At 64.5% G+C, this 21,739-nt stretch carries 19 protein-coding genes; 12 read left to right on the forward strand and 7 right to left on the reverse strand.

Annotated features, from left to right (window positions below):
• Positions 1–3: 3 nt before the first annotated feature.
• Positions 4–264, reverse strand: a complete 261-nt coding sequence (locus CYU89_RS07495) for a hypothetical protein (RefSeq protein ID WP_296279884.1) — start codon at positions 262–264, stop codon at positions 4–6.
• Between the two features lie 159 nt (positions 265–423).
• Between CYU89_RS07495 and CYU89_RS07500 the strand changes: the two genes are divergently transcribed.
• The 6 genes from CYU89_RS07500 (at position 424) to CYU89_RS07525 (ending at position 4,981) form a co-directional block, all read left to right on the forward strand.
• Positions 424–963 carry a glutathione peroxidase gene (locus CYU89_RS07500; protein ID WP_296279954.1) on the forward strand — a complete coding sequence of 180 codons (540 nt, stop codon included), beginning with the start codon at positions 424–426 and terminating at the stop codon, positions 961–963.
• 83 nt (positions 964–1,046) lie between these two features.
• Complete coding sequence (locus tag CYU89_RS07505; RefSeq protein ID WP_296279885.1) at positions 1,047–1,982, forward strand: FKBP-type peptidyl-prolyl cis-trans isomerase; 936 nt, start codon at positions 1,047–1,049, stop codon at positions 1,980–1,982.
• Between the two features lie 44 nt (positions 1,983–2,026).
• Positions 2,027–3,379 carry a UDP-glucose/GDP-mannose dehydrogenase family protein gene (locus tag CYU89_RS07510; RefSeq protein ID WP_296279886.1) on the forward strand — a complete coding sequence of 451 codons (1,353 nt, stop codon included), beginning with the start codon at positions 2,027–2,029 and terminating at the stop codon, positions 3,377–3,379.
• A complete protein-coding gene (locus CYU89_RS07515) occupies positions 3,369–3,605 on the forward strand; it encodes a SlyX family protein (protein ID WP_296279888.1) in 237 nt (78 codons plus the stop codon). The genes CYU89_RS07510 and CYU89_RS07515 overlap by 11 nt, the downstream gene beginning before the upstream one ends.
• Before the next feature lie 36 nt (positions 3,606–3,641).
• Positions 3,642–4,265: a DUF2058 family protein gene (locus CYU89_RS07520; RefSeq protein ID WP_296279890.1), complete on the forward strand. Its 624-nt coding sequence runs from the start codon at positions 3,642–3,644 to the stop codon at positions 4,263–4,265.
• Positions 4,262–4,981 carry an alpha/beta fold hydrolase gene (locus tag CYU89_RS07525; protein WP_296279892.1) on the forward strand — a complete coding sequence of 240 codons (720 nt, stop codon included), beginning with the start codon at positions 4,262–4,264 and terminating at the stop codon, positions 4,979–4,981. The genes CYU89_RS07520 and CYU89_RS07525 overlap by 4 nt, the downstream gene beginning before the upstream one ends.
• On the opposite strand, the gene CYU89_RS07530 is transcribed toward CYU89_RS07525, so the two are convergent.
• The 5 genes from CYU89_RS07530 to CYU89_RS07550 form a co-directional block, all read right to left on the reverse strand.
• Positions 4,973–6,157: an MFS transporter gene (locus CYU89_RS07530; RefSeq protein ID WP_296279894.1), complete on the reverse strand. Its 1,185-nt coding sequence runs from the start codon at positions 6,155–6,157 to the stop codon at positions 4,973–4,975. The two genes, CYU89_RS07525 and CYU89_RS07530, sit on opposite strands and share 9 nt — an antisense overlap.
• A 21-nt stretch (positions 6,158–6,178) precedes the next feature.
• Positions 6,179–7,624, reverse strand: coding sequence for an amidohydrolase family protein (locus CYU89_RS07535; protein WP_296279956.1), 1,446 nt, complete (start codon positions 7,622–7,624; stop codon positions 6,179–6,181).
• 81 nt (positions 7,625–7,705) lie between these two features.
• Positions 7,706–10,393: a methionine synthase gene (gene metH / locus CYU89_RS07540; RefSeq protein ID WP_296279896.1), complete on the reverse strand. Its 2,688-nt coding sequence runs from the start codon at positions 10,391–10,393 to the stop codon at positions 7,706–7,708.
• Positions 10,390–11,478, reverse strand: a complete 1,089-nt coding sequence (locus tag CYU89_RS07545; protein WP_296279898.1) for a homocysteine S-methyltransferase family protein — start codon at positions 11,476–11,478, stop codon at positions 10,390–10,392. Before CYU89_RS07545 ends, metH begins: the two co-directional genes overlap by 4 nt.
• Positions 11,475–12,404 (reverse strand): metalloregulator ArsR/SmtB family transcription factor, encoded by a 930-nt coding sequence (locus CYU89_RS07550; protein WP_296279900.1) that lies wholly within the window; start codon positions 12,402–12,404, stop codon positions 11,475–11,477. Before CYU89_RS07550 ends, CYU89_RS07545 begins: the two co-directional genes overlap by 4 nt.
• Before the next feature lie 125 nt (positions 12,405–12,529).
• Here CYU89_RS07550 and CYU89_RS07555 point away from each other — a divergent pair, with 125 nt between their 5' ends.
• On the forward strand, positions 12,530–13,678 hold the full coding sequence (locus CYU89_RS07555; RefSeq protein ID WP_296279902.1) for an acyl-CoA dehydrogenase family protein: 1,149 nt from the start codon (positions 12,530–12,532) through the stop codon (positions 13,676–13,678).
• Positions 13,679–13,843: 165 nt separating this feature from the next.
• Positions 13,844–15,721: a DUF885 domain-containing protein gene (locus CYU89_RS07560; RefSeq protein ID WP_296279904.1), complete on the forward strand. Its 1,878-nt coding sequence runs from the start codon at positions 13,844–13,846 to the stop codon at positions 15,719–15,721.
• Between the two features lie 60 nt (positions 15,722–15,781).
• On the opposite strand, the gene CYU89_RS07565 is transcribed toward CYU89_RS07560, so the two are convergent.
• Positions 15,782–16,678 carry an SDR family oxidoreductase gene (locus CYU89_RS07565; RefSeq protein WP_296279906.1) on the reverse strand — a complete coding sequence of 299 codons (897 nt, stop codon included), beginning with the start codon at positions 16,676–16,678 and terminating at the stop codon, positions 15,782–15,784.
• Positions 16,679–16,804: 126 nt separating this feature from the next.
• Between CYU89_RS07565 and CYU89_RS07570 the strand changes: the two genes are divergently transcribed.
• The 4 genes from CYU89_RS07570 (at position 16,805) to CYU89_RS07585 (ending at position 21,674) form a co-directional block, all read left to right on the forward strand.
• Entirely contained in the window at positions 16,805–17,188 is a 384-nt protein-coding gene (locus CYU89_RS07570) for a helix-turn-helix domain-containing protein (protein WP_093486189.1), read from the forward strand.
• 331 nt (positions 17,189–17,519) lie between these two features.
• Positions 17,520–19,211 (forward strand): type IV secretory system conjugative DNA transfer family protein, encoded by a 1,692-nt coding sequence (locus CYU89_RS07575; protein ID WP_296279911.1) that lies wholly within the window; start codon positions 17,520–17,522, stop codon positions 19,209–19,211.
• 34 nt (positions 19,212–19,245) lie between these two features.
• Complete coding sequence (locus CYU89_RS07580) at positions 19,246–20,109, forward strand: hypothetical protein (RefSeq protein ID WP_296279913.1); 864 nt, start codon at positions 19,246–19,248, stop codon at positions 20,107–20,109.
• Entirely contained in the window at positions 20,106–21,674 is a 1,569-nt protein-coding gene (locus CYU89_RS07585; protein ID WP_296279914.1) for a hypothetical protein, read from the forward strand. Before CYU89_RS07580 ends, CYU89_RS07585 begins: the two co-directional genes overlap by 4 nt.
• The last annotated feature ends 65 nt before the right edge of the window (positions 21,675–21,739 follow it).

Consider the following 21,739-nt stretch of genomic DNA (forward strand, 5'->3'; position numbering starts at 1 on the left):
GGCTCAGCTCCTCGGACGCAGTGACTGGCCGAACGAGAAGTACGGCATGGCCAGCGAGGCGCGGGCGCGGCGCTTGTGCCGGGTGGCCTCCGGGTTGCCTTCATCCCCGGCGATCTCGCGGACATCGGACTCCAGCGCGCCCACCAGCGCGGCGGTGTCCACCTCGGACGTGCGGGCGCCTGACATGGCCGCCAGGGCGCCCGCCGCCAGCAACAGGCCGCCGACGGCCAGGCTGGGCAGGGTGTGGGTCAGTTTCGGGTTCATCGGGTACCCCCCTGAGTTGGGTGAGTGGTGTTGTATTCAACTATAACACCAAAACACAGGTCGTCAACTGTCCTGCGGGAGTTTGTCACCCAACTGAAGGCATACTTGTCATGTTCACACTAGTGGAGTCCGCCCGTGCGTTCCAAGATATTGAAAACCATGGTCTTTGTCGGGCTTGTCTTGGCGTCCGCCACGGCAATCGCGGCCAGCCTGCTGGACGTCAGCTACCGCCCGCTGGCCGGCAAGGCGGCCGTCAACCTGAAGGACAGGTATGCCGGGCAGGTGCTGCTGATCGTCAATACGGCCAGTAAATGCGGATACACGCCCCAGTACGAGGGACTGGAGGCGCTGCACCAGCGTTATGCCGCCCAGGGGTTTGCCGTACTCGGCTTCCCTTCCAATGACTTCAAGGGACAGGAGCCGGGCAGCGAGAAGGAGATCCAGGAGTTCTGCACGTTGACCTACGGGGTCAAGTTCCCGATGTTCGAGAAGGTCGTGGTGACGGGCGACGGCGCCACGCCTCTCTACAAATCGCTTGCGAGCGCCACCGGCACGTCCCCGGCATGGAATTTCCACAAGTACCTGATCGGGCGCGATGGTCGCGTGGTCGCGAACTTCCCCAGCAAGGTCGCGCCGGATGACCCTGCGGTGGTAGCCGCGATCGAGCGCGAACTGAAGGCGCCCCGCGCGACGCGTTGATGCCAGTGCCTGCGCCCGCAGCGGGCGTGCCACAATATTGGTTTGGCGCCACCCTCGTGGCGCAGGTTCCAGGAGCAGAAAGGATGAAGCGGTCGGTCCGCGGCGCAGCCGTGTTGTTGGCAATCTCGTTTTCGATGCTGGGAGGCAGCGTGTCTGCACAGGAAAAGACCGCGCTGGTCACCGAGCGCGACAAGGTCAGCTACGCCATTGGCGTGGACGTCGGCAATTCGCTGCAGCCGGTAGGTCCCTTCATGGACATCGCCGCCTTCCAGCGTGCCATTGCGGACACCTTCGCCGGCAAGCCGAAGGCCATGACCGAGCAGGAAGCGCAGGCCACCGACCAGCTGCTGCGCATGAACCTGGCCGTCGCCGATGGCCAGACGATCCCGGGCATGCCGCCGGGCAGCACGCCGCCGCCGGTCGACAAGACGAAGGTGGGTGTATTCCTGGGGACCTACGTTATCGGCCCGTCCCTGCTGCCCTTCAAGGACGAAGTGGATCCCGCCGTGCTGGCGCAGGCGGTGAAGGCCGTCGCGACCAAGAGCGGCACGCCGCTGTTGACGCTCGAGCAGGCGCAGGCCGAGATGCAGGCTTACCTCACCAAGCGCCAGGCCGGCGTCGCACAGCGCAACCGCGACGAAGGCGCGGCGTTCCTTGCCGCCAACAAGGTCAAGCCGGGCGTGGTGACGACGCCGTCCGGCCTGCAGTACATGGTGCTGCGCCAGGGCAACGGCCAGCGTCCGCAGGCCAGCAGCCGCGTACGCGTGAACTACGAGGGCAAGCTGCTGAACGGCGATGTGTTCGACAGCTCCTATGCGCGTGGCGAGCCGGCGGAATTCGGCCTCGGCCAGGTGATCGCCGGCTGGACCGAGGGTGTGTCGCTGATGCCCGTGGGTGCGAAGTACCGCTTCTGGATTCCGTCGAACCTCGCCTATGGTCCCAACGGTGCGCCGGGCGGCAAGATCGGTCCGGACGCCACCCTGACCTTCGATGTCGAACTGATGGGCGTCCTGCAATAAGCAGCTGATCCAATAGGGTCTTCCCTCGGCCAGGAAGTCAGCGGATGCGCGTTGCGATCTTCGGTACCGGATACGTCGGATTGGTGACGGGCACGTGCCTGGCCGAAGTCGGGCACGACGTCGTGTGCGTCGACATCGATCCGGCCAAGGTCGACGGTCTCAACCGCGGCGTCGTGCCGATCTACGAACCCGGCCTGTCGCCGATGGTGAAGGCCAACCACGCCGCCGGCCGGCTGCGCTTCACGACGGTCGCCGAGGAGGCGATCGATCATGGCGACGTGGTGTTCATCGCAGTCGGTACGCCGCCGGATGAAGATGGGAGTGCCGACCTCCAGTACGTGCTGGCGGTGGCTCGGACCATCGGACGCGGTCTCCGGCATCCGTGCACGGTGGTGAACAAGTCGACCGTGCCGGTGGGTACGGCGGACAGGGTGCGCGCCGCCATCGACGCGGAACTTGCGACGCGCGGCGTGGAGATCGCGTTCGACGTGGTGTCCAATCCCGAGTTCCTGAAAGAGGGTGACGCTGTCAACGACTGCATGCGGCCCGATCGCATCATCGTCGGTGCATCCCAGGCGCGCGCGGTTGAAAAGTTGCGCCGGTTGTATGCGCCGTTCAATCGCAACCACGAGCGCATCGTCGTCATGGACGTGCGCTCCGCCGAGCTGACCAAGTACGCGGCCAACGCCATGCTGGCCACCAAGATCAGTTTCATGAACGAAATCGCCAACATCGCCGAGCGCGTGGGCGCGGACGTGGAGCAGGTGCGGCAGGGCATCGGCTCGGACCCGCGCATAGGATGGCACTTCATCTATCCCGGTGCCGGCTACGGCGGATCCTGCTTTCCCAAGGATGTGCAGGCGCTGGCGCGCACCGCCGAGCAGCACGGGTATGTCCCGGAACTGCTGCAGGCGGTGGAATCGGTCAACGACCGCCAGAAGGGCCATCTGTTCGAACTGATACAGCGCCACTACGACCGCGGCGAAGACGAAGGCGTGCGCGACAAGACCTTCGCGGTGTGGGGGCTGTCCTTCAAGCCCAACACCGACGACATGCGCGAAGCGAGCAGCCGGCGGCTGCTGGCGGAATTGTGGGAGGCGGGCGCACGCGTGCGTGCCTACGACCCCGAGGCCGGCCCCGAGGCAGCGCGCATCTTCGGCGAGCGTGACGACCTCACGTTGTGCGAGGACGCGCGCACCGCGCTGGAAGGCGCCGATGCGCTGGTGGTGGTGACGGAGTGGAAACAGTTCCGCAGTCCCGATTTCGCCCGCCTGCACGACGCGCTGGGCGACGCCGTCATCTTCGACGGCCGCAACCTGTACGACCCCGCGGAAGTGGAAGCCGCGGGACTCGCCTACTACGGCATCGGGCGCGGGAGGTCCGTGCATGCAAACTGATCTGCCCCTACAAGGGGATTCGCTGGAGCGTCGGCTGGTGGAACTGGAAACCCGGCTGGCGTTCCAGGAGCACGCGATGGGCGAACTGAGCGATGCGCTGGCCGAGGCGCGCTCCGAGAACCAGCGTACTTCGCTGCTGCTCAGGCAGATGGTCGAGGAGTTGGGCAAAGTGCGCACGTCACTGCACGACAGCCCCGTGGATGAACCACCGCCACCGCATTATTGATAGGCTTGGGGCACGGCAGTTCCCCACGAAAGACCGATGACCGATTCACTCCGCGACCAGTTGCTGGGCCTGGGTTTCAAGCCCGCGCCAAAACCCGAGCGCAAGCCCGACCGTCGTCCCGATCCGCGGCGCGATGCCCAGAAGCCCGCGGGCAAGGGCGCAGCGCATCCCAAGCCTGGCCAAGGCGGCAAGCCGCGGCCACCGCATGCCGCAGGCAAACCGAAGCGCAGCCAAGAAGACATCGACCTGGCCAAGGCGTACGCGATCCGCGCCCAGCGCGAGAAGGACGAGCGCATCGAGGCCGAGCGCGTCAAGCAGGAGGAAGCCCGCGTGCGCCGCGAGGCGAAGGCCAGGCTCGACGCCTTCCTCAAGGACAAGGCGCTCAACGATGCGGATGCCGACATCGCGCGACATTTTCCCTACGGCGGCAAGATCAAGCGCATCTATGTCAACGCCGAGCAGCTGAAAGCCTTGAACAAGGGAGATCTCGGCGTCGTGCAGCAGAACGGCCGCTATCTGCTGGTCACGGCGCCGGTTCTGGCGGAGGCCGAAGCGATCTTCGCCCCCGCCGTGGCGCTGAAGGTCGACCCCGACGCGCCCGCCGACCAGGATCCCTACGCCGATCCGCAGTACCAGGTGCCTGACGACCTGGTCTGGTGACTTCGCCCGCGCGGCCGCGGCTCTGCCTGTTGCCCGGCCTGGACGGCACCGGCCGTCTGTACACCCCGTTGATCGCGGCGCTGGCGGATGCCGCGGACGTCGAGGTGTTGTCCTACGACAGCGGACACTTCGAAAGTTATCCCGCGCTGGCCGCTGCGATCGAACCCGCGCTGCTGCGCCACGCCGATGTCACCCTCGTGGCCGAGTCCTTCGCCGGCCCCCTCGGAGTGCTGTTTGCCCATCGTCATCCGGCGCGCGTGCGTGGGTTGGTGATGGCGGCCACGTTCGTCCATGCCCCGTTACCCCTGAGCCGGGCCGGCGCCCGGCTTCTGGACGCGCTGCCGGCAGTCGCGTCCCCTGTGTTCGCGCTGGAACGACTGTTGGCGGGCCGTGGCCTGCCACCGCCGCTGCGCGCTGAGTTCGAGGCGATCCTGGCATCGCTGCCCTTTGAGGTGCTGCGCCAGCGTGCGCTCGCGGCGCTGCGCGTGGATGTCCGGCCGCAGCTGGCGGAGCTTCGCGTTCCGCTGTTGTTTCTGCAGGCGAAGCGCGACAGGCTCATCTGGCCGCAAGCGGCGCGCGAAATCCTGCGCGGGGCGCGCGATGTCCTACATGCGGTGGTCGACGCACCGCATTTCCTGTTCCAGATCGCGCCCGCACCGGCAGCCAGCGAGATCCGTCGCTTCCTCGCCCAGCTCGCAGGCGCTGGATCAGCCTGACGGGATGGGAGCGCGCACCAGCCAGCGCCAGACGATGCAGGCGGCGAGCAGGGCGATGAACGAAGATGCGAAGAAGGCGGTTCCGCCACCGAAGCGCCACAGCTGGCCAGCGAGCAGGGCGCCGGTCACGCCGCCGACGCCCGATGACAAGCCATAGAAGACCCCTTGGCCGTGTCCGTTCATGCGGCCGGGGAAGAAGCGCACCAGCAGTTGCATCGCGGCTGCGAAGAACGCTCCGAAATTCAATGCATGCGTCAGCTGAGCGAGCACCATCACCGGCATGTTGTCGGGAAACAGGCCCGTCACCAGCCAGCGCACCGATGCGCTGAGCAGCGCCACCATCAGGACGAGGCTCGCATCCCAGCGCCTGAAAATGCGGCTTGCCACGAAGAACACGCCGATCTCCGCCAGCACGCCCACCGTCCACAACACGCCCTGGGTGGCGGTCGGGTAGCCATGCTCGGACAGGTAGATCGAGAAGAACGTGTAGAACGGACCGAAAGATACCTGCGTAAGGAACGCTGCGGCGAAGAAGGCGATTACCCGCGGCTGCCGCAGTCGCGAACGGAACGTGTCATCGCCCTCGCGTGTCGGCGGCCGCGGATCGTGCGCGTACCGATTGAGCAGCGCGGAGCCCAGTACGCCCGCCAGCACGGGCAGCATCAGCCACGGCAGCGCGCCGACGCCGAGCCGACGTTCGTCGATCATCCAGCCGAAGCCGGCCACCACGACGATGAAACCGATCGAGCCCCAGACGCGGATCAGGCCATAGCGGTCACTGCGCGCGCCCAGGTGCGACATCGTGATCGATTCGAACTGCGGCATCACCGCGTTGTAGGCAAAGCAGAAGCCGAGCATCACCGCGAACAGGCCTGCGTGTTCCAACGGAAGCAGGAACAGTGCGAAACAGCCCAGCGCCAAAGCGCACCCGAGGTGGAGCCACCGGATCGGGTGCGACGCCCGGGCGGCCAGCGTGGTCCACAGGCTGGGCGACACGATGCGCGTGCCGTACCACAGGCTCATCAGCACGCTGATGGCGGCCACGCCCAGGCCGCGCGATTCCAGGTACAGGCTCCAGTAGGGCGTGAATGCGCCCAGCGTGGCGTAGTAGAAGAAGTAGAAGCTCGACAGGTGCGCCGTCGGCACGCGGGGCGAGGACTCGGATGCGGGACCCATGGTGATCGGGGCAGGAGGTCGTCAGTGGCTAGCCGCCGCGTTCCACGCTGCGACTTTGGCCCGCGTTTCCGCCAGCATCGCATCGAGTGCCGCACGGTCGAAGACCTTCCCGCGAAGCACGACCGTCTCGATGGCGCGCACTGCCTCGATATCCTCCAACGGGTTCCGTCGCAGCAGGACCAGGTCGGCGGCCCTGCCAGGCAAGATCGCGCCATAACGCTCCAGTTTGCCGAACCATGCCGGGCCGCTCCGTGTTGCAGCAACCATCACCTGCGCAGGTGTCAGGCCCTCGCGCACGTACAACGACATTTCGTTGTGGAGTCCGACGCCGGGATAATTGTAGGAATTGAGGAAGCCGGCATCCGTTCCCGCCATGATGCGCACGCCAGCCTCCTGCAGCATCGGCAGCACGGCGGCGATCCGCGCGAACCGCTCGTGTCGCGCGACGATCTGCTCGGGCGTGGCTTTGGCAGCACGCTCGACACGCCATGCGTAGGTCTTGCGCAGCCCAGGGCCGATGTAGGCCAGATAGTCGTCCCCTTCGTGCGACTCCGTATCCAGGAAGTCGATGATGCGGCTGCCTTCAAGCGTCGGCGTGACCGCTACGCCGCGTTCCGCGAACAGGCGGTACGCTTTCATCGCGGTATCTCGGTCGAAGCCGGCGTGCAGGCGTCGGTTGGCTTCGGTGCGGTCGATCCGCCCGGCGGCGAAGTCGGCGGCGATCGCGGCCTCGTCGGCGACGCCCGCCTTGAAGGCATAGTCGAGGTGTTCGATGGAACTCAGCCCGGCTTCGACCGCTTCTCCTACCGTGATGGCCATGGGGATATGGCCGGAGGTGCGCAGGCCTCGCTTTCTGGCCTGCGAGACCGCATAGAGGAAAAGCTCCGGCTTCAGCGTGCTGTCGGTTATCTTCACGAAGTCGACCGCGTCGCGCTGTTCACGGTCCAGTGCGGCATCCACCGCAGTCTCATCGCCAACTTCCAGCGTGCCCTTCCAGAGGGGCGCGATGCCTTCGATCTTGGCGCCAGCCGTGAACAGTTGAGGGCCGAACAAGCGACCACCGGCGATCTGCGCACGCCATGACAGGACCTGCTCCGGCAGGTCGCCGGAAGCATCGCGGACCGTGGTGATGCCGTGAGCAACGTAAAGCGGCAACAGAGCCTTGTTCTCTTCGATCAATGCCTCGCCGCCGCCGAAATGGACGTGCATGTCCCAGAGCCCAGGAATGAGGTAACGATCGCGTGCGTCCAGGGTGGTCGTTGCCTGCCACGCGCGACCAAGTCTTGCGTCCTGGCCGACGGCGACGATGTCGCCACCGCGGATGGCGACGGCTTGTCCTGCCAGCGTGCGGCCGTGCTCCACATCCACGACGTTGACATGCCGGATCAACACGTCCGCATGCTCGCCGCCAGCGGATGCCGGCGTGGACACGGCAAGCAGGACGGACAGCAGGAAACAGGATTTCATGATGGATTCCGGGCGTATGCGTACCTGCATATCGTACGCGGCCCCCATCCCGTCGTGAGGAGGCACGTGTCGTCCTTGGAGTCAGTCGGGGTCGTAATCCAGGTTGGAAGCCAGCCAGCGCTCCACCTGCGGCAGGTCCACGCCCTTGCGCTTGGCATAGTCTGCGGCCTGTTCCTTGGACACGCGTCCCACCACGAAGTACTGGCTTTGCGGATGGCTGAAGTAGTAGCCGGACACTGCCGCCGTGGGCAGCATCGCGAAGCTTTCCGTCAGCGACATGCCGGCGTTGCGGCCGGCATCGAGCAGGCGGAAGAGCGTGTCCTTCTCGCTGTGCTCCGGGCACGCCGGATACCCGGGCGCGGGACGGATGCCAACGTACTGCTCCGCGATCAGCGCGTCGTTGTCCAGAGACTCGTCTGCCACGTAACCCCAGAACTCCTTGCGGACGCGCTGGTGCAGGCGCTCGGCCAGCGCTTCGGCCAGGCGATCGGCCAGCGCCTTGAGCAGGATGGCGTTGTAATCGTCGTGGTCGGCCTCGAAGCGGGCGACGTGCTCGTCGATGCCGATGCCGGCGGTAACGGCGAACATGCCGATCCAGTCCTGCCGGCCGGAATCCTTCGGAGCGATGAAGTCGGCCAGGCAGAAATCCGGTCGCTCGGCCGGTTTGTCGACCTGCTGGCGCAGGAAGTGCAGGCGTTCGGTCCTGCCGTCGACCTGCAGTTCCACGTCGTCGCCGACGCTGTTCGCAGGCCACAGCCCGAACACCGCCCTGGCCGTCAGCCACTTCGCGTCCACGATCTTCGCCAGCATCGCGCGAGCATCGCGGTACAGCTCACTGGCCTGCGGGCCGACCACCTCGTCGGTCAGGATTGCCGGGTACTTGCCGAACAGCTCCCACGCGTTGAAGAACGGTGTCCAGTCTATGCAGTCGACCAGCTCGCCGAGCGGATAGTCCTCGAACACATGCAGCCCCGGCTGGCGCGGCGCGGGTGGCACATAGTCGGTCCAGCCGCCATCGAACTTCTGTCCGCGGGCCTTCTCCAGCGAGACCAACCGTTTGGCATCCCCGCGGTTCTTGTGGCGCTCGCGAATCTCGGCGTAGTCGGCGTCGTTGGCAGCGACGAAGGCTGCACGCATGTCGCGCGAGATCAGCGACTGCGCGACACCCACGGCACGCGATGCGTCCTTGACCCACACGGTCGGCGCGCTGTAGTGGGGATCGATCTTCAACGCCGTGTGCGCGCGCGACGTGGTCGCGCCGCCGATCAGCAGCGGCATCTCGAAGCCCTGCCGCTGCATCTCCCGCGCCACATGGGTCATTTCCTCCAGCGACGGCGTGATCAGGCCTGACAAGCCGATCAAATCGGCATTCTCGGCGCGTGCTGTGTCCAGGATCTTCTGCGTGGGCACCATCACACCCAGGTCCACCACATCGAAGTTGTTGCAGGCGAGCACCACGCCGACGATGTTCTTGCCGATGTCGTGCACGTCGCCCTTGACCGTGGCCATGACGATCTTGCCGTTGGATTTGCCGACATCGCCGGTGCGCAGCTTCTCCGCTTCGATGAATGGCAGCAGGTAGGCCACGGCCTTCTTCATGACGCGGGCGGATTTCACCACCTGCGGCAGGAACATCTTGCCGGCGCCGAACAGGTCGCCGACCACGTTCATGCCGTCCATCAGCGGCCCCTCGATGACGTCCAGCGGTCGTGACGCCTGGCGGCGTGCTTCCTCGGTATCCTCGTCGACGTAGGCATCGATGCCATGCACCAGAGCATGCGCAAGGCGCTCGCGCACCGGCTTCTCGCGCCAGGCCAGGTTCTCGACCGGCGCCTCGCCTTTCTTGCCCTTGTAGCGGTCGGCGATCTCCAGCAGCCGTTCGGTCGCGTCCTTGCGGCGGTTGAGGATCACATCCTCCACGCGCTCGCGCAGGTCGGCGTCGAGGTCGTCGTAGACCGGCAGGCCGCCAGCGTTGACGATGCCCATGTCCATGCCGGCCTGGATGGCGTGATACAGGAAGACGGAATGGATCGCGGCACGCACGGGCTCGTTGCCGCGGAACGAGAATGACACGTTCGAGACACCACCGGAGACATGGCAGTGCGGCAGCGTCCGCTTGATGATCCGGGTGGCTTCGATGAAGTCCACCGCGTAGTTGTCGTGCTCTTCGATGCCGGTGGCGACGGCGAAGATGTTCGGATCGAAGATGATGTCTTCCGGCGGGAAACCCACCTCTTCGGTCAGGATGCGGTAGGCGCGGGTGCAGATCTCGACCTTGCGCGCGCAGGTGTCCGCCTGGCCCGTCTCGTCGAAGGCCATGACCACGGCAGCCGCGCCGTAGCGAAGGACCTTGCGGGCGTGGTCGATGAAGGCGTCCTCGCCTTCCTTCAGCGAGATCGAGTTGACCACGCCCTTGCCCTGCAGGCACTTCAGGCCGGCCTCGATCACGCTCCACTTGGACGAGTCCACCATCACCGGGATGCGTGCGATGTCGGGTTCGGAGGCGATCAGGTTGAGGAAGCGATCCATCGCCTTCTCGGAATCGATAAGGCCCTCGTCCATGTTCACGTCGAGGATCTGCGCGCCGTTGGCAACCTGCTGGCGTGCGACCTCGACGGCTTCTTCGTAGCGTTCTTCCTTGATCAGCTTGCGGAACTGCGCGCTGCCGGTGACGTTGGTGCGCTCGCCGACGTTGACGAACAGCAGGTCGGGCGTGATGACCAGCGGCTCCAGCCCGGACAGGCGGGTGTAGCGGACGGGGACGCTCACGCGGCCTGCTCCACGGCATGGGCAGGCAACCGGCGCGGAGGAATGCCGGCGACGGCGTCGGCGATGGCGCGGATATGCGGCGGCGTGGTGCCGCAGCAACCGCCCACCAGGTTGAGCAGGCCGGCTTCGGCGAACTCCTTCAGCGTGGCGGCCATCTCCTCGGGCGTCTCGTCGTATTCGCCGAACGCGTTGGGGAGACCCGCGTTGGGGTGTGCGCTGACATACGCATCGGCCACGGTGGCCAGCGTTTCGACATGTTCGCGCAGGTCCCGTGCGCCCAGCGCGCAATTCAGTCCGACCGACAGCGGTCGGCTGTGTGCGACGGACGCGTAGAACGCTTCAGCGGTCTGTCCGGACAACGTGCGGCCGGACGCGTCGGTGATGGTGCCGGAGATCATGACCGGCAGCCGGCCGCCGCGCGCGTCGAAGACTTCCTCGATCGCAAACAGCGCCGCCTTGGCGTTGAGCGTATCGAAGATGGTTTCCACCATCAGCGTGTCCGCACCGCCATCGATCAGGCCTTCGATGGCCTCGCGATAGGTCGTGCGCAGTTCATCGAAACTGGTGTTGCGGTACCCCGGATCGTTGACGTCGGGACTGATCGAGGCGGTACGGCTGGTCGGGCCGAGCACGCCGATCACGAAGCGCGGTTTGGCGGGCGTGGTTGCTTCGATGGCGTCGCAGCACTGGCGTGCGACGCGGGCCCCGGCCTTGTTCAACTCGTACACCAGGTGTTCCAGGCGGTAATCGGCCTGGCTGATCGCGGTGGCGTTGAAGGTATTGGTTTCGATCAGGTCGGCGCCGGCGTCCAGATACGCGGTGTGCACGCCAGCGATCACGTCGGGCTTGGTGAGGAGCAGCAGGTCGTTGTTGCCCTTGAGGTCGTGGTCGCAGCCGGGGCCGTGTGGGTGCGGGTGGGCGGCATCGCAGCCGTCGGCGAACCGCTGGCCTCTATAGTCGGCTTCCTGCAGGCCGTGGCGCTGGATCATCGTGCCCATGGCGCCGTCTATGATCAGAATGCGTTCTTCGAGGGCCTTGAGCAGCAACGCGGCGCGGGCGGGGTGTAACCAGGGGAGGGTCTTCATGGCTTCTGCGCGGTCAGCGACAACACTTCGAAATGGGGTGGACGGCGTTCGCGGGTGACGGTTTCGGCGTTGGCGATCTCCAGCCCCGCCTTCTCGGCGAACTTGCGGAGTTCCTTCTCCGAGAAGCCGAGGTTGACGTGGCCGTAGGCGTCGACGACCGACTTGTGTTCATGCTTGCCGAGGCTGCTGAGCAGCAGGCGGCCGCCCCGGCGCAGCACGCGGGCCGCTTCGGCGACGGCCTGCGCCGGTTTGGCCGAGTAGGTGAGCGCATGCATCAGCACGACCAGATCGAAGCTGCCGTCCTTGAACGGCAGCGCATGCATGTCGCCCTCACGGACCTCCACGTTCGGGAAGCGGCGCAGGCGCTCCCCGGCCGCCGCCACGACGCGGCTGCTGGTATCGATGCAGACGTAGCGCTTGGCATGCGGCGAGAGCAGTTCGGCCAGCACGCCGTCGCCGGACGCGATGTCGAGCACGTCGCCGGTTTCCAGCAGGGGCAGGGCGGTGCGGGCCAGCGCTTCCCAGGTACGTCCGGGCGAGTAGTGGCGTTCCATGTCGCCGGCCACGCTGTCGGCCCAGTTCTGGTCCGCGGCGCGGTTGGCCAGCACGGCCGCGATGCGCTCGGCATCCTGGCGCAGCAAGGGGTCGTCGCTGCCATCGCGCAGGCTGCGCCAGAGTTCGCGTTGGACGGTGTCCAGGTTGTCTTCGTCGAAGCGGTAGTACGCCGATACCCCGGCGCGGCGGTCGCGCGCCAGGCCGGCTTCCTTCAGCTTTGCCAGATGCGTGGATACGCGTGGCTGGGCCAACTGGGTGATCGCCGACAGCTCGGCTACGGTCAACTCCTCGCGGGACAGCAATGCCAGCAGGCGCACGCGCGTGGCGTCGGCGAATACTTTCAGGCGGGCCGACCAGGCTTCGAGATCCATAAATATCTTCCTATCGCGATATAGAGATATTCTGAAGTTCGGCGCCGCCCGCGGTCAACCCATGGCATACGCCGACGGATGGTGGCGGGTTACAATTGGTATCTAACTTTGGTCGAGGGGTACCCGTGGATTTCGCATTCACCGAAGAGCAGTTGATGATCCAGGACGTCGCGCGCCGGATCGCCCAGGAAAAGATCGGCCCGAGCGCCGAGCACCACGACCGGACCGGCGAGTTCCCGCTGGACAACATCCGCCTGCTGGGCGAGAACGGCCTGATGGGTATCGAAGTGCCGGCGGAATACGGCGGCGCCGGCATGGATCCCATCGCCTACGTGCTGGCCATGATCGAAATCGCGGCAGCCGACGCCGCGCACTCCACCATCGTGTCGGTGAACAATTCGCTGTTCTGCAACGGCATCCTGACCTTCGGCACGGAAGAGCAGAAGCAGACCTACGTGCGGGCCATTGCCGAAGGCCGGGAGATCGGCGCGTTCGCGCTGACCGAACCGCAGTCCGGCTCCGACGCCACCGCGATGCGCTGCCGTGCCGTCAAGCAGGCGGATGGCAGCTTCGTCATCAATGGCAAGAAGAGCTGGATCACCTCCGGCCCCGTCGCCAAGTACATCGTGCTGTTCGCGATGAGCGAACCCGACAAGGGCGCGCGCGGCATCACCGCGTTCATGATCGACACGGAGAAGGCCGGGTTCCATCGCGGCAAGACCGAGCCGAAGCTGGGTATCCGTGCCTCGGCGACGTGCGAGATCGAATTCACCGATTACGTGGCGAGCGCGGATACCGTGCTGGGCAAGGAAGGCGAGGGCTTCAAGATCGCCATGGGCGTGCTGGATGCCGGTCGCATCGGGATCGCCAGCCAGGCGATCGGCATCGCGCGTGCTGCGTACGAAGCCACCATCGCGTACGTCAAGGAACGCAAGGCATTCGGCGCGCCGATCGGCACGTTCCAGATGACCCAGGCCAAGATCGCCGACATGAAGTGCAAGCTGGACGCCGCCACCCTGCTGACGCTGCGTGCCGCATGGGTGAAGGGGCAGGGCCAGCGCTTCAGCAACGAAGCGGCCATCGCCAAGCTCACCGCTTCCGAAGCCGCCATGTGGATCACCCACCAGGCGCTGCAGATCCACGGCGGCATGGGGTATTCGAAGGAAATGCCGATCGAGCGATACTTCCGCGATGCCAAGATCACCGAGATCTACGAGGGCACCTCGGAGATCCAGCGCCTGGTGATCGCGCGCATCGAGACCGGGCTGCGCTGAGGCCCGGGCCAGTCCGGTACGGAAACGCCGCCGCGAGGCGGCGTTCTTCGTTACGGGACGCGTGCACGGACGACCCCCGTCTTTGGTCATGGGACCCGGGACCGGCGCTCCGCTAAAGTGGCCTGATGCGGGGGTCTGTCCCCCGTTTTCCTCCTGGAGACCCCGATGCGCAAAACCCTGATCGTCTGTGCCCTCACGCTGGCCCTGGCTGCCTGCGACAAGGGCCCTGTTCCGGCTGCCGGCACCACTGCGGATGCGGCGACCCCGGCGGCGTCCGCCGCCGATGTCGCAGCAGAAAGCAAGCGGCTGAACGAGTGGTTCGACAAGAAGTACGAGGAACAACTGAAGTTCAGCCCCATCCAGCTGACGTTCCAGGGTCGCAAGGACCTGTACGACCAGGTCGACGACATGTCGGAGAAAGCGACGCGCGACCAGGTCGCGTGGCAACAGGCCAGCGTCGAGGAAATGGAGAAGACCTTCGACTACGCCAAGCTCGACGACGAGGCGAAGTTCTCCTACGACCTGTGGAAGCTGCAGTACGAGAACGCGCGCGACGGCCTGCCGTTCCTGCTGGACGGCTACGCATTCGACCAGATGAACGGTGCCCAGGGCTTCTGGCCGACCTTCCTGATCAGCTTCCACAAGGTCGATGAAGAGGCCGACTACACGGCTTACATCGCCCGCCTGAAGGCCACCCAGCGCGCCTTCGACCAGTTGCTGGAGCGCGCACGCGCATCGGCAGCCGAAGGCGTGCGCCCGCCGAAGTTCGCCTACGAGGGCGTGATCGACCAGGCGAAGAAGGTGGTGACCGGCGCGCCATTCTCGGCCGGCAAGGATTCGGCGATCTGGGCCGATGCGCAGGCCAAGGCCGATGCGCTGGTCAAGGCCGGCAAGATCGATGCGGCGCGTGCGACCGCCCTGAAGGACGAAGCGCGCAAGGCGCTGCTGGAGCAGTTCAAGCCGGCCTATGACGGCGTGATCGCGTGGAGCGAAGAGGAACTGCCGAAAGCGGCGGTCAACGCGACCGGCGTGGGTACGACGCACAAGAACGGCAAGGCGTACTACGAGTACCAGCTGCGGCAGATGACGACCACCGGCATGACCGCCGACGAGATCCATGCGCTCGGCCTGAAGGAAGTCGAGCGCATCAAGGGCGAGATGACGGCACTAAAGGACAAGGTCGGCTTCAAGGGTGACCTGGACGCCTTCTTCGCCTTCATCGACAGCGACAAGCAGTTCAAGTATCCGAATACCGATGCCGGCCGCCAGGCCTACATCGACGATGCAACCCGCGCCATCGACAACATCAAGAAGGTGTTGCCGCAGTACTTCGGCCTGCTGCCGAAGGCGGACCTGGTGGTGAAGCGCGTGGAACCTTTCCGCGAGCAGGACGGCGCCGCACAGCATTACTACCCAGGAACTCCGGATGGCTCCCGTCCGGGCGTGTATTACGCGCATCTCTCCGACATGAACGCCATGCCGAAGCCCGAGCTGGAGGTCATTGCGTACCACGAGGGCCTGCCGGGCCACCACATGCAGATCGCCATCGCGCAGGAACTGACCGGCGTGCCGAAATTCCGTACGCAGTACGGCGTGACCGCATACGCCGAGGGGTGGGGCCTGTATTCGGAATGGCTTGCGAAAGAAATGCCGGGCACATACCAGGACCCGTACTCCGAGTTCGGTCGCCTGAGTTCCGAGATGTGGCGTGCGATCCGCCTGGTGGTGGATACCGGCCTGCATGCGAAGGGCTGGACGGAGCAGCAGGCCGTCGAGTACTTCGATGCCAACAGCGCGGTACCGCGTGCGGCGATCGAGTCGGAGGTGAAGCGCTACCTGATCATGCCGGGGCAGGCCACGGCCTACAAGATCGGCATGATCAAGATCCAGGAACTCCGCAAGAAGGCTGAAACCGAACTCGGCGACAAATTCGATATCAAGGGGTTCCACGACACCGTGCTGGGCGGAGGCGCGTTGCCGCTGACCCTGCTGGAGCGTCGTGTTGACCAGTGGATCGCGAAGGAAAAGGCCAAGCAAGCCTGAGTCATTCCTTCCACGGTAAGAAAGAACCCCGGCTCAAGCCGGGGTTCTTGTTTTCAGACGTCAGTGCGAGGCGGTCAGCAGGTCGACGTTCGCGGGGAGCCACGCATCGAACGTCGCCGGCGCCCGACCGGTCAGCGCGGCGTAATCGTCGGTCACTTCGCCCAGGTCGCCGGCCGCCGTCGCCACATCGAACGAAGTGAACACGTCCGCAAGCACCGGCGGAAATCCATGTCCGCGCAACCCCTCGGCCAGTTGGTCCGGCGTGACACCGACGATCGCCAGCGGTTTGCCGAGCGCCGCGCTAACTTTCGCGGCAATCTCGCGGGCGCTCAGCGCCTGCGTGCCGGTGAGCGTGAACGTGCGGTTCGCGGTGCTGTCGGCGGCGAGCGCTACGGCCGCGGCATGTGCCAGGTCTTCGCGGGCGATGTAGGCGACGCCGCCCTCACCGGCGGCGGTGACCCATTCGCCCGATGCGAGCGCGGACGGAAGCGAATACGCCAGGTTCTCGGCATACCAGGCATTGCGAAGCATGGTCCATCCTAGACCGCTGGCCTCCAGTGCTTGTTCGGTACCCAGATGGTCGGGTGCGAACGCGACGTGCGACGTGGCGGGCGAGGGCAGCGACGTATAGACGACATGCTTAACACCGGCCTCGACCGCCGCCTGCACGGCGGTACGGTGTTGCGCCAGGCGCTTGCCCGGTTCGAGCAGTGCGTCGGTGCTGACCAGCAGCACCCGGTCCGCGCCGGCGAAGGCGGTCGCCAGCGTGGCGGGTGCGTCAAAGTCCGCGGCGCGCACAATCACGCCGGCGGCGGCGAGGTCCGCCAGGGCCTCCGGCTTGCGGCTGGTGGCGATGATGCGGGCGGGCGGGACCTTCAGGGTTTCCAGCAGGTGGCGCACCACGGCGTGGCCGAGATGACCGGCTGCGCCGGTGACGAGCAGGGTGGGGGAAGACATGGCGGCTCCTGGGTCTGGTAACGGAAAGGATATTGGTTACCCTATGGTAGTAATGGACGACGCCCGTACAAGCAGGGTGTCCGAAGTAACCCGGTTACCCGGAGGTAACCGATCCTGGAGATCCTCATGACCCTGCACCGCCAATCCCTGATCCTCGTCGAGAACTGCCCGATCCGGGACGTGCTGGACCGCCTCGGCGACCGCTGGACGGTACTCGTGCTGCACGAGTTGGCTATGGGCACGCTGCGTTTTTCCGAGGTCCGCAAACGCGTAGCCGACATCTCGCCGCGCATGCTCGCGCAGACGCTGCGGCACCTGGAGCAGGATGGCCTGGTCAGCCGCGCGGTGTTTCCCACGGTGCCGCCGCGCGTCGACTATGCGCTAACGCCGTTGGGCGAATCGTTCTTCGAACGCGTGGAGATGCTGGCGCAGTGGGCATCGGATCACCACGACGAAGTCCGCGCAGCGCGCAAGGCCTACGTAGCACCTGCCGCGAACGCGCCGAAGTAGTCGCCTTTGCGATGGAATCGCCGTTTCGGGCTCGACGTCCGATGATCAACGTGGGTCCTGTGCGCCTGAGAAGACTGCGCGAGTTGAATCGTCACCCGAGAAGTCACGATTCGTACGTATCGCGCCACGTCGACGGGTTTGGTTCGATCTGGAAAAGTCTGCGCATCACCACATCACCACGGAATTCAAGTGAATCGACTGACATTAGTAAGGAAATGGTGTGTCGCGGCTGGACGCGGTAAACCGCTTGTTTCATTCTCGCGCTGCTGAGTGCACAAGAAGGTTGCATGCAGCTGCAGTGATACATGGAATGTGACAACGGGAAAAGGACATGGAACGAAAGAAGGGAGTCTTTCTGTCGGTAATGGGGTTGTTGGCTTTGGTTGCGGGTATCTATCTGTCCGGATACGCGACCCAGTGGTTGCTCGGACTGGATGTTTCGCTCCGATGGGACACCTATCTCCGCTACCTGCGAGCCCTCGACCAATCCCAGGTTGCGCCTTACGCCACGAAGATCAAGACGGGCGGCGCGTTGGGGTTCGGTGTGCCATTGCTCGCGTGGCTGGCGATGGCAATCCCGCTCCTCAGGTCGCCAAGAGCCGCACTGCATGGAGACGCGCGTTTCGCTCGCGCCGGCGACCTCGCCAGACGTGGCATGTTCGCGCCTGCGCCGGAAGGCATCGTGGTGGGCAGGCTGGGGAGAAAGCTGGTCCGCCTGTCGGGCCAGCAGTTCGTCATCCTGGCCGCGCCGACGCGCTCGGGAAAAGGCGTGGGCGTCGTCATCCCCAACCTGCTGGAGTACCAAGGCTCCGTGGTGGTCCTGGACATCAAGCAGGAGAACTTCGACCTGACCAGCGGCTGGCGCGCTAGCCAGGGTCAGGAGATCTATCTGTTCAATCCTTTCGCCGAAGACCGTCGGACGCATCGCTGGAACCCGCTCAGCTACGTGTCTTCCGATCCTGCGTTCCGCATCTCGGACCTGCAGGCGATCGCCGCCATGCTGTATCCGGACGGAGACGGAAAAGACAAGTTCTGGATCAGCCACGCGAGGAACGCGTTCCTCGCATTCACTCTGTACCTGTTCGAGAATCACGACGACGAGCGCCGCAGGAAGTGTCCTCCGGAACTTATGTCCGTCCCCACGTTGGGCCGCGTGCATCGGCTTTCGGCGGGTAACGGCTCGCAACAGAAGCAGTACCTGCAAGAGCTTTCGGCCAAGCCATTCCTCAGCGAGCATGCGAGGACGGCGTTCGCCAACCTGCTCTCGCAGGCGGACGAAACGTTCTCATCCATCCTGGGCACCTTCAAGGAGCCGCTCAACGCATTCGTCAATCCGGTCCTCGACGCGGCCACCAGCGGTGACGACTTCCTGATCACTGATGTCCGCAAGAAGCGCATGACGATCTATATGGGAATCCAGCCCAATAAACTGGCGGAGAGCAGGGTGCTGGTGAACCTGTTCTTCAGTCAGTTGATCAACGAGAACACGCGCGAACTGCCGCAGGCCAATCCGGCGCTCAAGCATCAATGCCTACTGCTGATGGACGAGTTTACGGCCATCGGAAGGGTGGACATCATCGCCAGCGCAGTGAGTTACATGGCGGGCTACAACCTGCGCCTGCTGCCGATCATCCAAAGCATGTCGCAGCTGGATGCGGTGTACGGCAAGGAGGTGTCGCGGACCATCATCACCAACCATGCGTTGCAGATCATCTACGCGCCCCGCGAACAGCAGGACGCCAATGACTATTCCGAAATGCTGGGCTACACCACCGTGCACCGTCGCAACCGCTCGCAATCGCACGGACAGCAGGGGAGCGTGTCATTCACGGAATCGTTGGAGCGCCGCGCGCTGATGTTGCCGCAGGAGCTGAAGGCGATGGGGCCGGAGAAGGAGGTTTTCCTGTACGAGGGCATCCCGTATCCGGTGATGTGCGAGAAGATCAGGTACTACCAGGACAAGTATTTCACCAGGCGGCTGTTGCCGAAGGTCGATGTGAAGATGATCGATGTCGGACAATGAAACGATTGCTCCCCTTTAAGGGCAGGAGGATGTGATGGCGCAGGAGGGATGCAATGACGATGCCATCGTTGCGCGGATGAAGCTGTGTGCCAACAAGGGCGACAAGCTGCACGACCTGCAATTGCTGCGCGATCTGGAAATCATCAATGTCCGCACCATGGCAGAGTTGGGTCCGCTGCCGGTAGGAGGGTTGCCAGCCGCTACAAAGCGCAAGCCAAACCTTCCATCTTGCGAAGCGGCGAAGGCGTTTCCGATAGATAGTGACGATAATCAGGAGAGCGAGATGAGTATGAAGTCGATGGTCGTCGCGACCAGCATGGCATTCGCGGCTTGTGCGCCGGTGCAGGAAGAGAAGCCATTGCACAAGCTAAATAAGAATCCAAAACACGGCTATATCATAACCATGGACATAGTCGACGCATCTGGACCGTATGAGGTATCCAGGAGTAGCTTGCAATACGACATCTCGAATCAACAATGTCTGCCCCCGATACGTAATTTCGCTGGCGTTCAAACTGAGCCAAAGAGTGCTTCAATCCCGTTTTCTTTGACTAAGGTCGCGGATGGCAGATACGTTGGCACGATCTATCTGGACGCGATATATGAGGAGGATTTTTATGGGCGAGGAATTTGCCAATGGGAGCTCGCCGGCATCTTTATTGCCGCCGATATGCAGTTTAATTCAAGACATTTTTACCCGGAGCTTGCGCTCTGGTATACGCCAGAAATGATGATTTCCGAACAAGTAGAAACTTTCTATTTCTGGAAGGATGGGCGTGGTAGGTCAGATCCTGCCGATCCGACTATATGGGAAGCCCAAGGCCCCAAGGTTTTTCGCGCAGAGCTCGAGGCAGAAGTTTTTTCTGTTGTTTTTTCTTCTAGGGCAGCAGTCCAATGAGCCTAACTAGCCAGCAGTATGCTTATCTGGCAAATGACGCGTACAAGTTCTATCCGCCAGAACCACAGCCAAAAGGTAAAGAGCAGAATATTGTTCTCGGTGGAATAACCTACAAAATACTCGAACACGCCAGCAGCCCTATCAACGGCTACCAGGGCACCATCTACCAGCGCGTAGACACCGGCGAGATCATCGTTGCTCACCGTGGTACCGAGGGCGAAAAGAAGTGGGAGGGCTGGGTCAAAGATGGCCTGATTACCGATGGCGCGATGGTGCTTGACCGCGTCAATCCTCAGGTGCAGGACGCCATCGCGTTGACGCGGCGTGCGATTGAAAGAGCCCGGGATATCGGCCGTGAAGGGGGCCACGTCCCGGAAGTCACCGTTACAGGACACTCTCTGGGTGGCACCCTGGCGCAGATCACGGCGCACCATTTCGACCTGCGTGGCGAGACCTTCAATGCCTATGGTGCGGCGAGCCTGGGTTACGGGATTGGAGAAGGAGGCGACAGCGTCCTCAACCACGTCAAGGTCGGGGATGCAGTCAGCGCCGCCAGCCCGCACTATGGGCAGGTGCGGGTGTACGCCAGCGCAAACGAGATCGCGGCCCTGCACGGCGCGGGCTATGCCAGCGACCGTGATCCTCTCGATCCGCGTGCCCCCGGCGTTGCTGGCTTGCTGCTCGGATCGCACAGCATGCATCACTTTCTCGGCATTGACGGCGAGGGCAGGCCCGACCGCTCCATCCTGTCGGATCCGGCCGCACGCCAACTGGCCGAGGTGTTCGACCCCATGATCGACAAGTTCCGAGGCGATGTTGCCGCAGGCCGGGCCATCGCCACGGTGGTCGCGCGTGGTCCCTACGGCAACGCGCTGGACACCCTTGGCGAACTGCGCGGCCCGTTGCCGGCCGGTGAACCGGCGGCACGTGCGGAGCGCAGCGCAGCGGCGGAGGCCGCGGCGACGCAGCGGCTCGCGGATTATCACGAGCAGCGTCAACAATTCTTCCGCGACCGACTTCCTCCGATTGACCGCGATGCACGGCCGCCAGAGCAGCTGCGGCGACCCGAAACAGACGACGGGTCTGGGCCGACCATCCGCTTCCGGACGCCTGACTATCTTCAACCTGCGTCACCCGAGCACAGAGGGCGGGGGTCGGTTGGCTCGGACCATGAGCGGACTACGCCATCGTCGGACACCCGGCTTCAACGCGACGATCACGCACAAACGTTTCCCACGGACCATCCTCGCTACCCGTTGTATTCCGCTCTGGAGGAACGTCTGCCAGGCGTGGCGAAGGAGAAGATCGCCGAGATCACTCATCAGGCCGTGTTGGGGGGCGTGACCGATCCCGGCCAGATCCGAGCCGTGGTGGTCCATGAAGACCAAGTCTGGGTAGCTGGCCGGATACCCGGCGACCGCGCCAACGTATCGCTGTCCGAACCGCCACCCTCCCTGCAGGAGAGCTTGCGCGGAATCGAATCTTCCGACCGGCTGCAGGTGCAGCAGATGGCGCACCTCCAGGAGCAGCAAAGATCGGCCAGCCAAGGCCAGGCATTGAGCTGAGTCGCGCGGATCAGGACAGGACAAGCATCTGTCCCGGCGGCGCGCGGCAGGACTACAGTCGAGCT

Source organism: Pseudoxanthomonas sp., assembly GCF_002863005.1.
Lineage (GTDB): Bacteria > Pseudomonadota > Gammaproteobacteria > Xanthomonadales > Xanthomonadaceae > Pseudoxanthomonas_A.

Bases quoted from the DNA above. Each gene is read 5' to 3' on its own strand.
- CYU89_RS07575 (WP_296279911.1), top strand. From the start codon at position 17,520: ATGGAACGAAAGAAGGGAGTCTTTCTGTCGGTAATGGGGTTGTTGGCT.
- CYU89_RS07510 (WP_296279886.1), top strand. From the start codon at position 2,027: ATGCGCGTTGCGATCTTCGGTACCGGATACGTCGGATTGGTGACGGGC.
- CYU89_RS07545 (WP_296279898.1), bottom strand. From the start codon at position 11,478: ATGAAGACCCTCCCCTGGTTACACCCCGCCCGCGCCGCGTTGCTGCTC.
- CYU89_RS07560 (WP_296279904.1), top strand. From the start codon at position 13,844: ATGCGCAAAACCCTGATCGTCTGTGCCCTCACGCTGGCCCTGGCTGCC.
- CYU89_RS07500 (WP_296279954.1), top strand. From the start codon at position 424: ATGGTCTTTGTCGGGCTTGTCTTGGCGTCCGCCACGGCAATCGCGGCC.
- CYU89_RS07520 (WP_296279890.1), top strand. From the start codon at position 3,642: ATGACCGATTCACTCCGCGACCAGTTGCTGGGCCTGGGTTTCAAGCCC.
- CYU89_RS07580 (WP_296279913.1), top strand. From the start codon at position 19,246: ATGGCGCAGGAGGGATGCAATGACGATGCCATCGTTGCGCGGATGAAG.
- CYU89_RS07495 (WP_296279884.1), bottom strand. From the start codon at position 264: ATGAACCCGAAACTGACCCACACCCTGCCCAGCCTGGCCGTCGGCGGC.
- CYU89_RS07530 (WP_296279894.1), bottom strand. From the start codon at position 6,157: ATGGGTCCCGCATCCGAGTCCTCGCCCCGCGTGCCGACGGCGCACCTG.
- CYU89_RS07515 (WP_296279888.1), top strand. From the start codon at position 3,369: ATGCAAACTGATCTGCCCCTACAAGGGGATTCGCTGGAGCGTCGGCTG.
- CYU89_RS07535 (WP_296279956.1), bottom strand. From the start codon at position 7,624: ATGAAATCCTGTTTCCTGCTGTCCGTCCTGCTTGCCGTGTCCACGCCG.
- CYU89_RS07550 (WP_296279900.1), bottom strand. From the start codon at position 12,404: ATGGATCTCGAAGCCTGGTCGGCCCGCCTGAAAGTATTCGCCGACGCC.
- CYU89_RS07570 (WP_093486189.1), top strand. From the start codon at position 16,805: ATGACCCTGCACCGCCAATCCCTGATCCTCGTCGAGAACTGCCCGATC.
- CYU89_RS07585 (WP_296279914.1), top strand. From the start codon at position 20,106: ATGAGCCTAACTAGCCAGCAGTATGCTTATCTGGCAAATGACGCGTAC.
- CYU89_RS07505 (WP_296279885.1), top strand. From the start codon at position 1,047: ATGAAGCGGTCGGTCCGCGGCGCAGCCGTGTTGTTGGCAATCTCGTTT.
- CYU89_RS07565 (WP_296279906.1), bottom strand. From the start codon at position 16,678: ATGTCTTCCCCCACCCTGCTCGTCACCGGCGCAGCCGGTCATCTCGGC.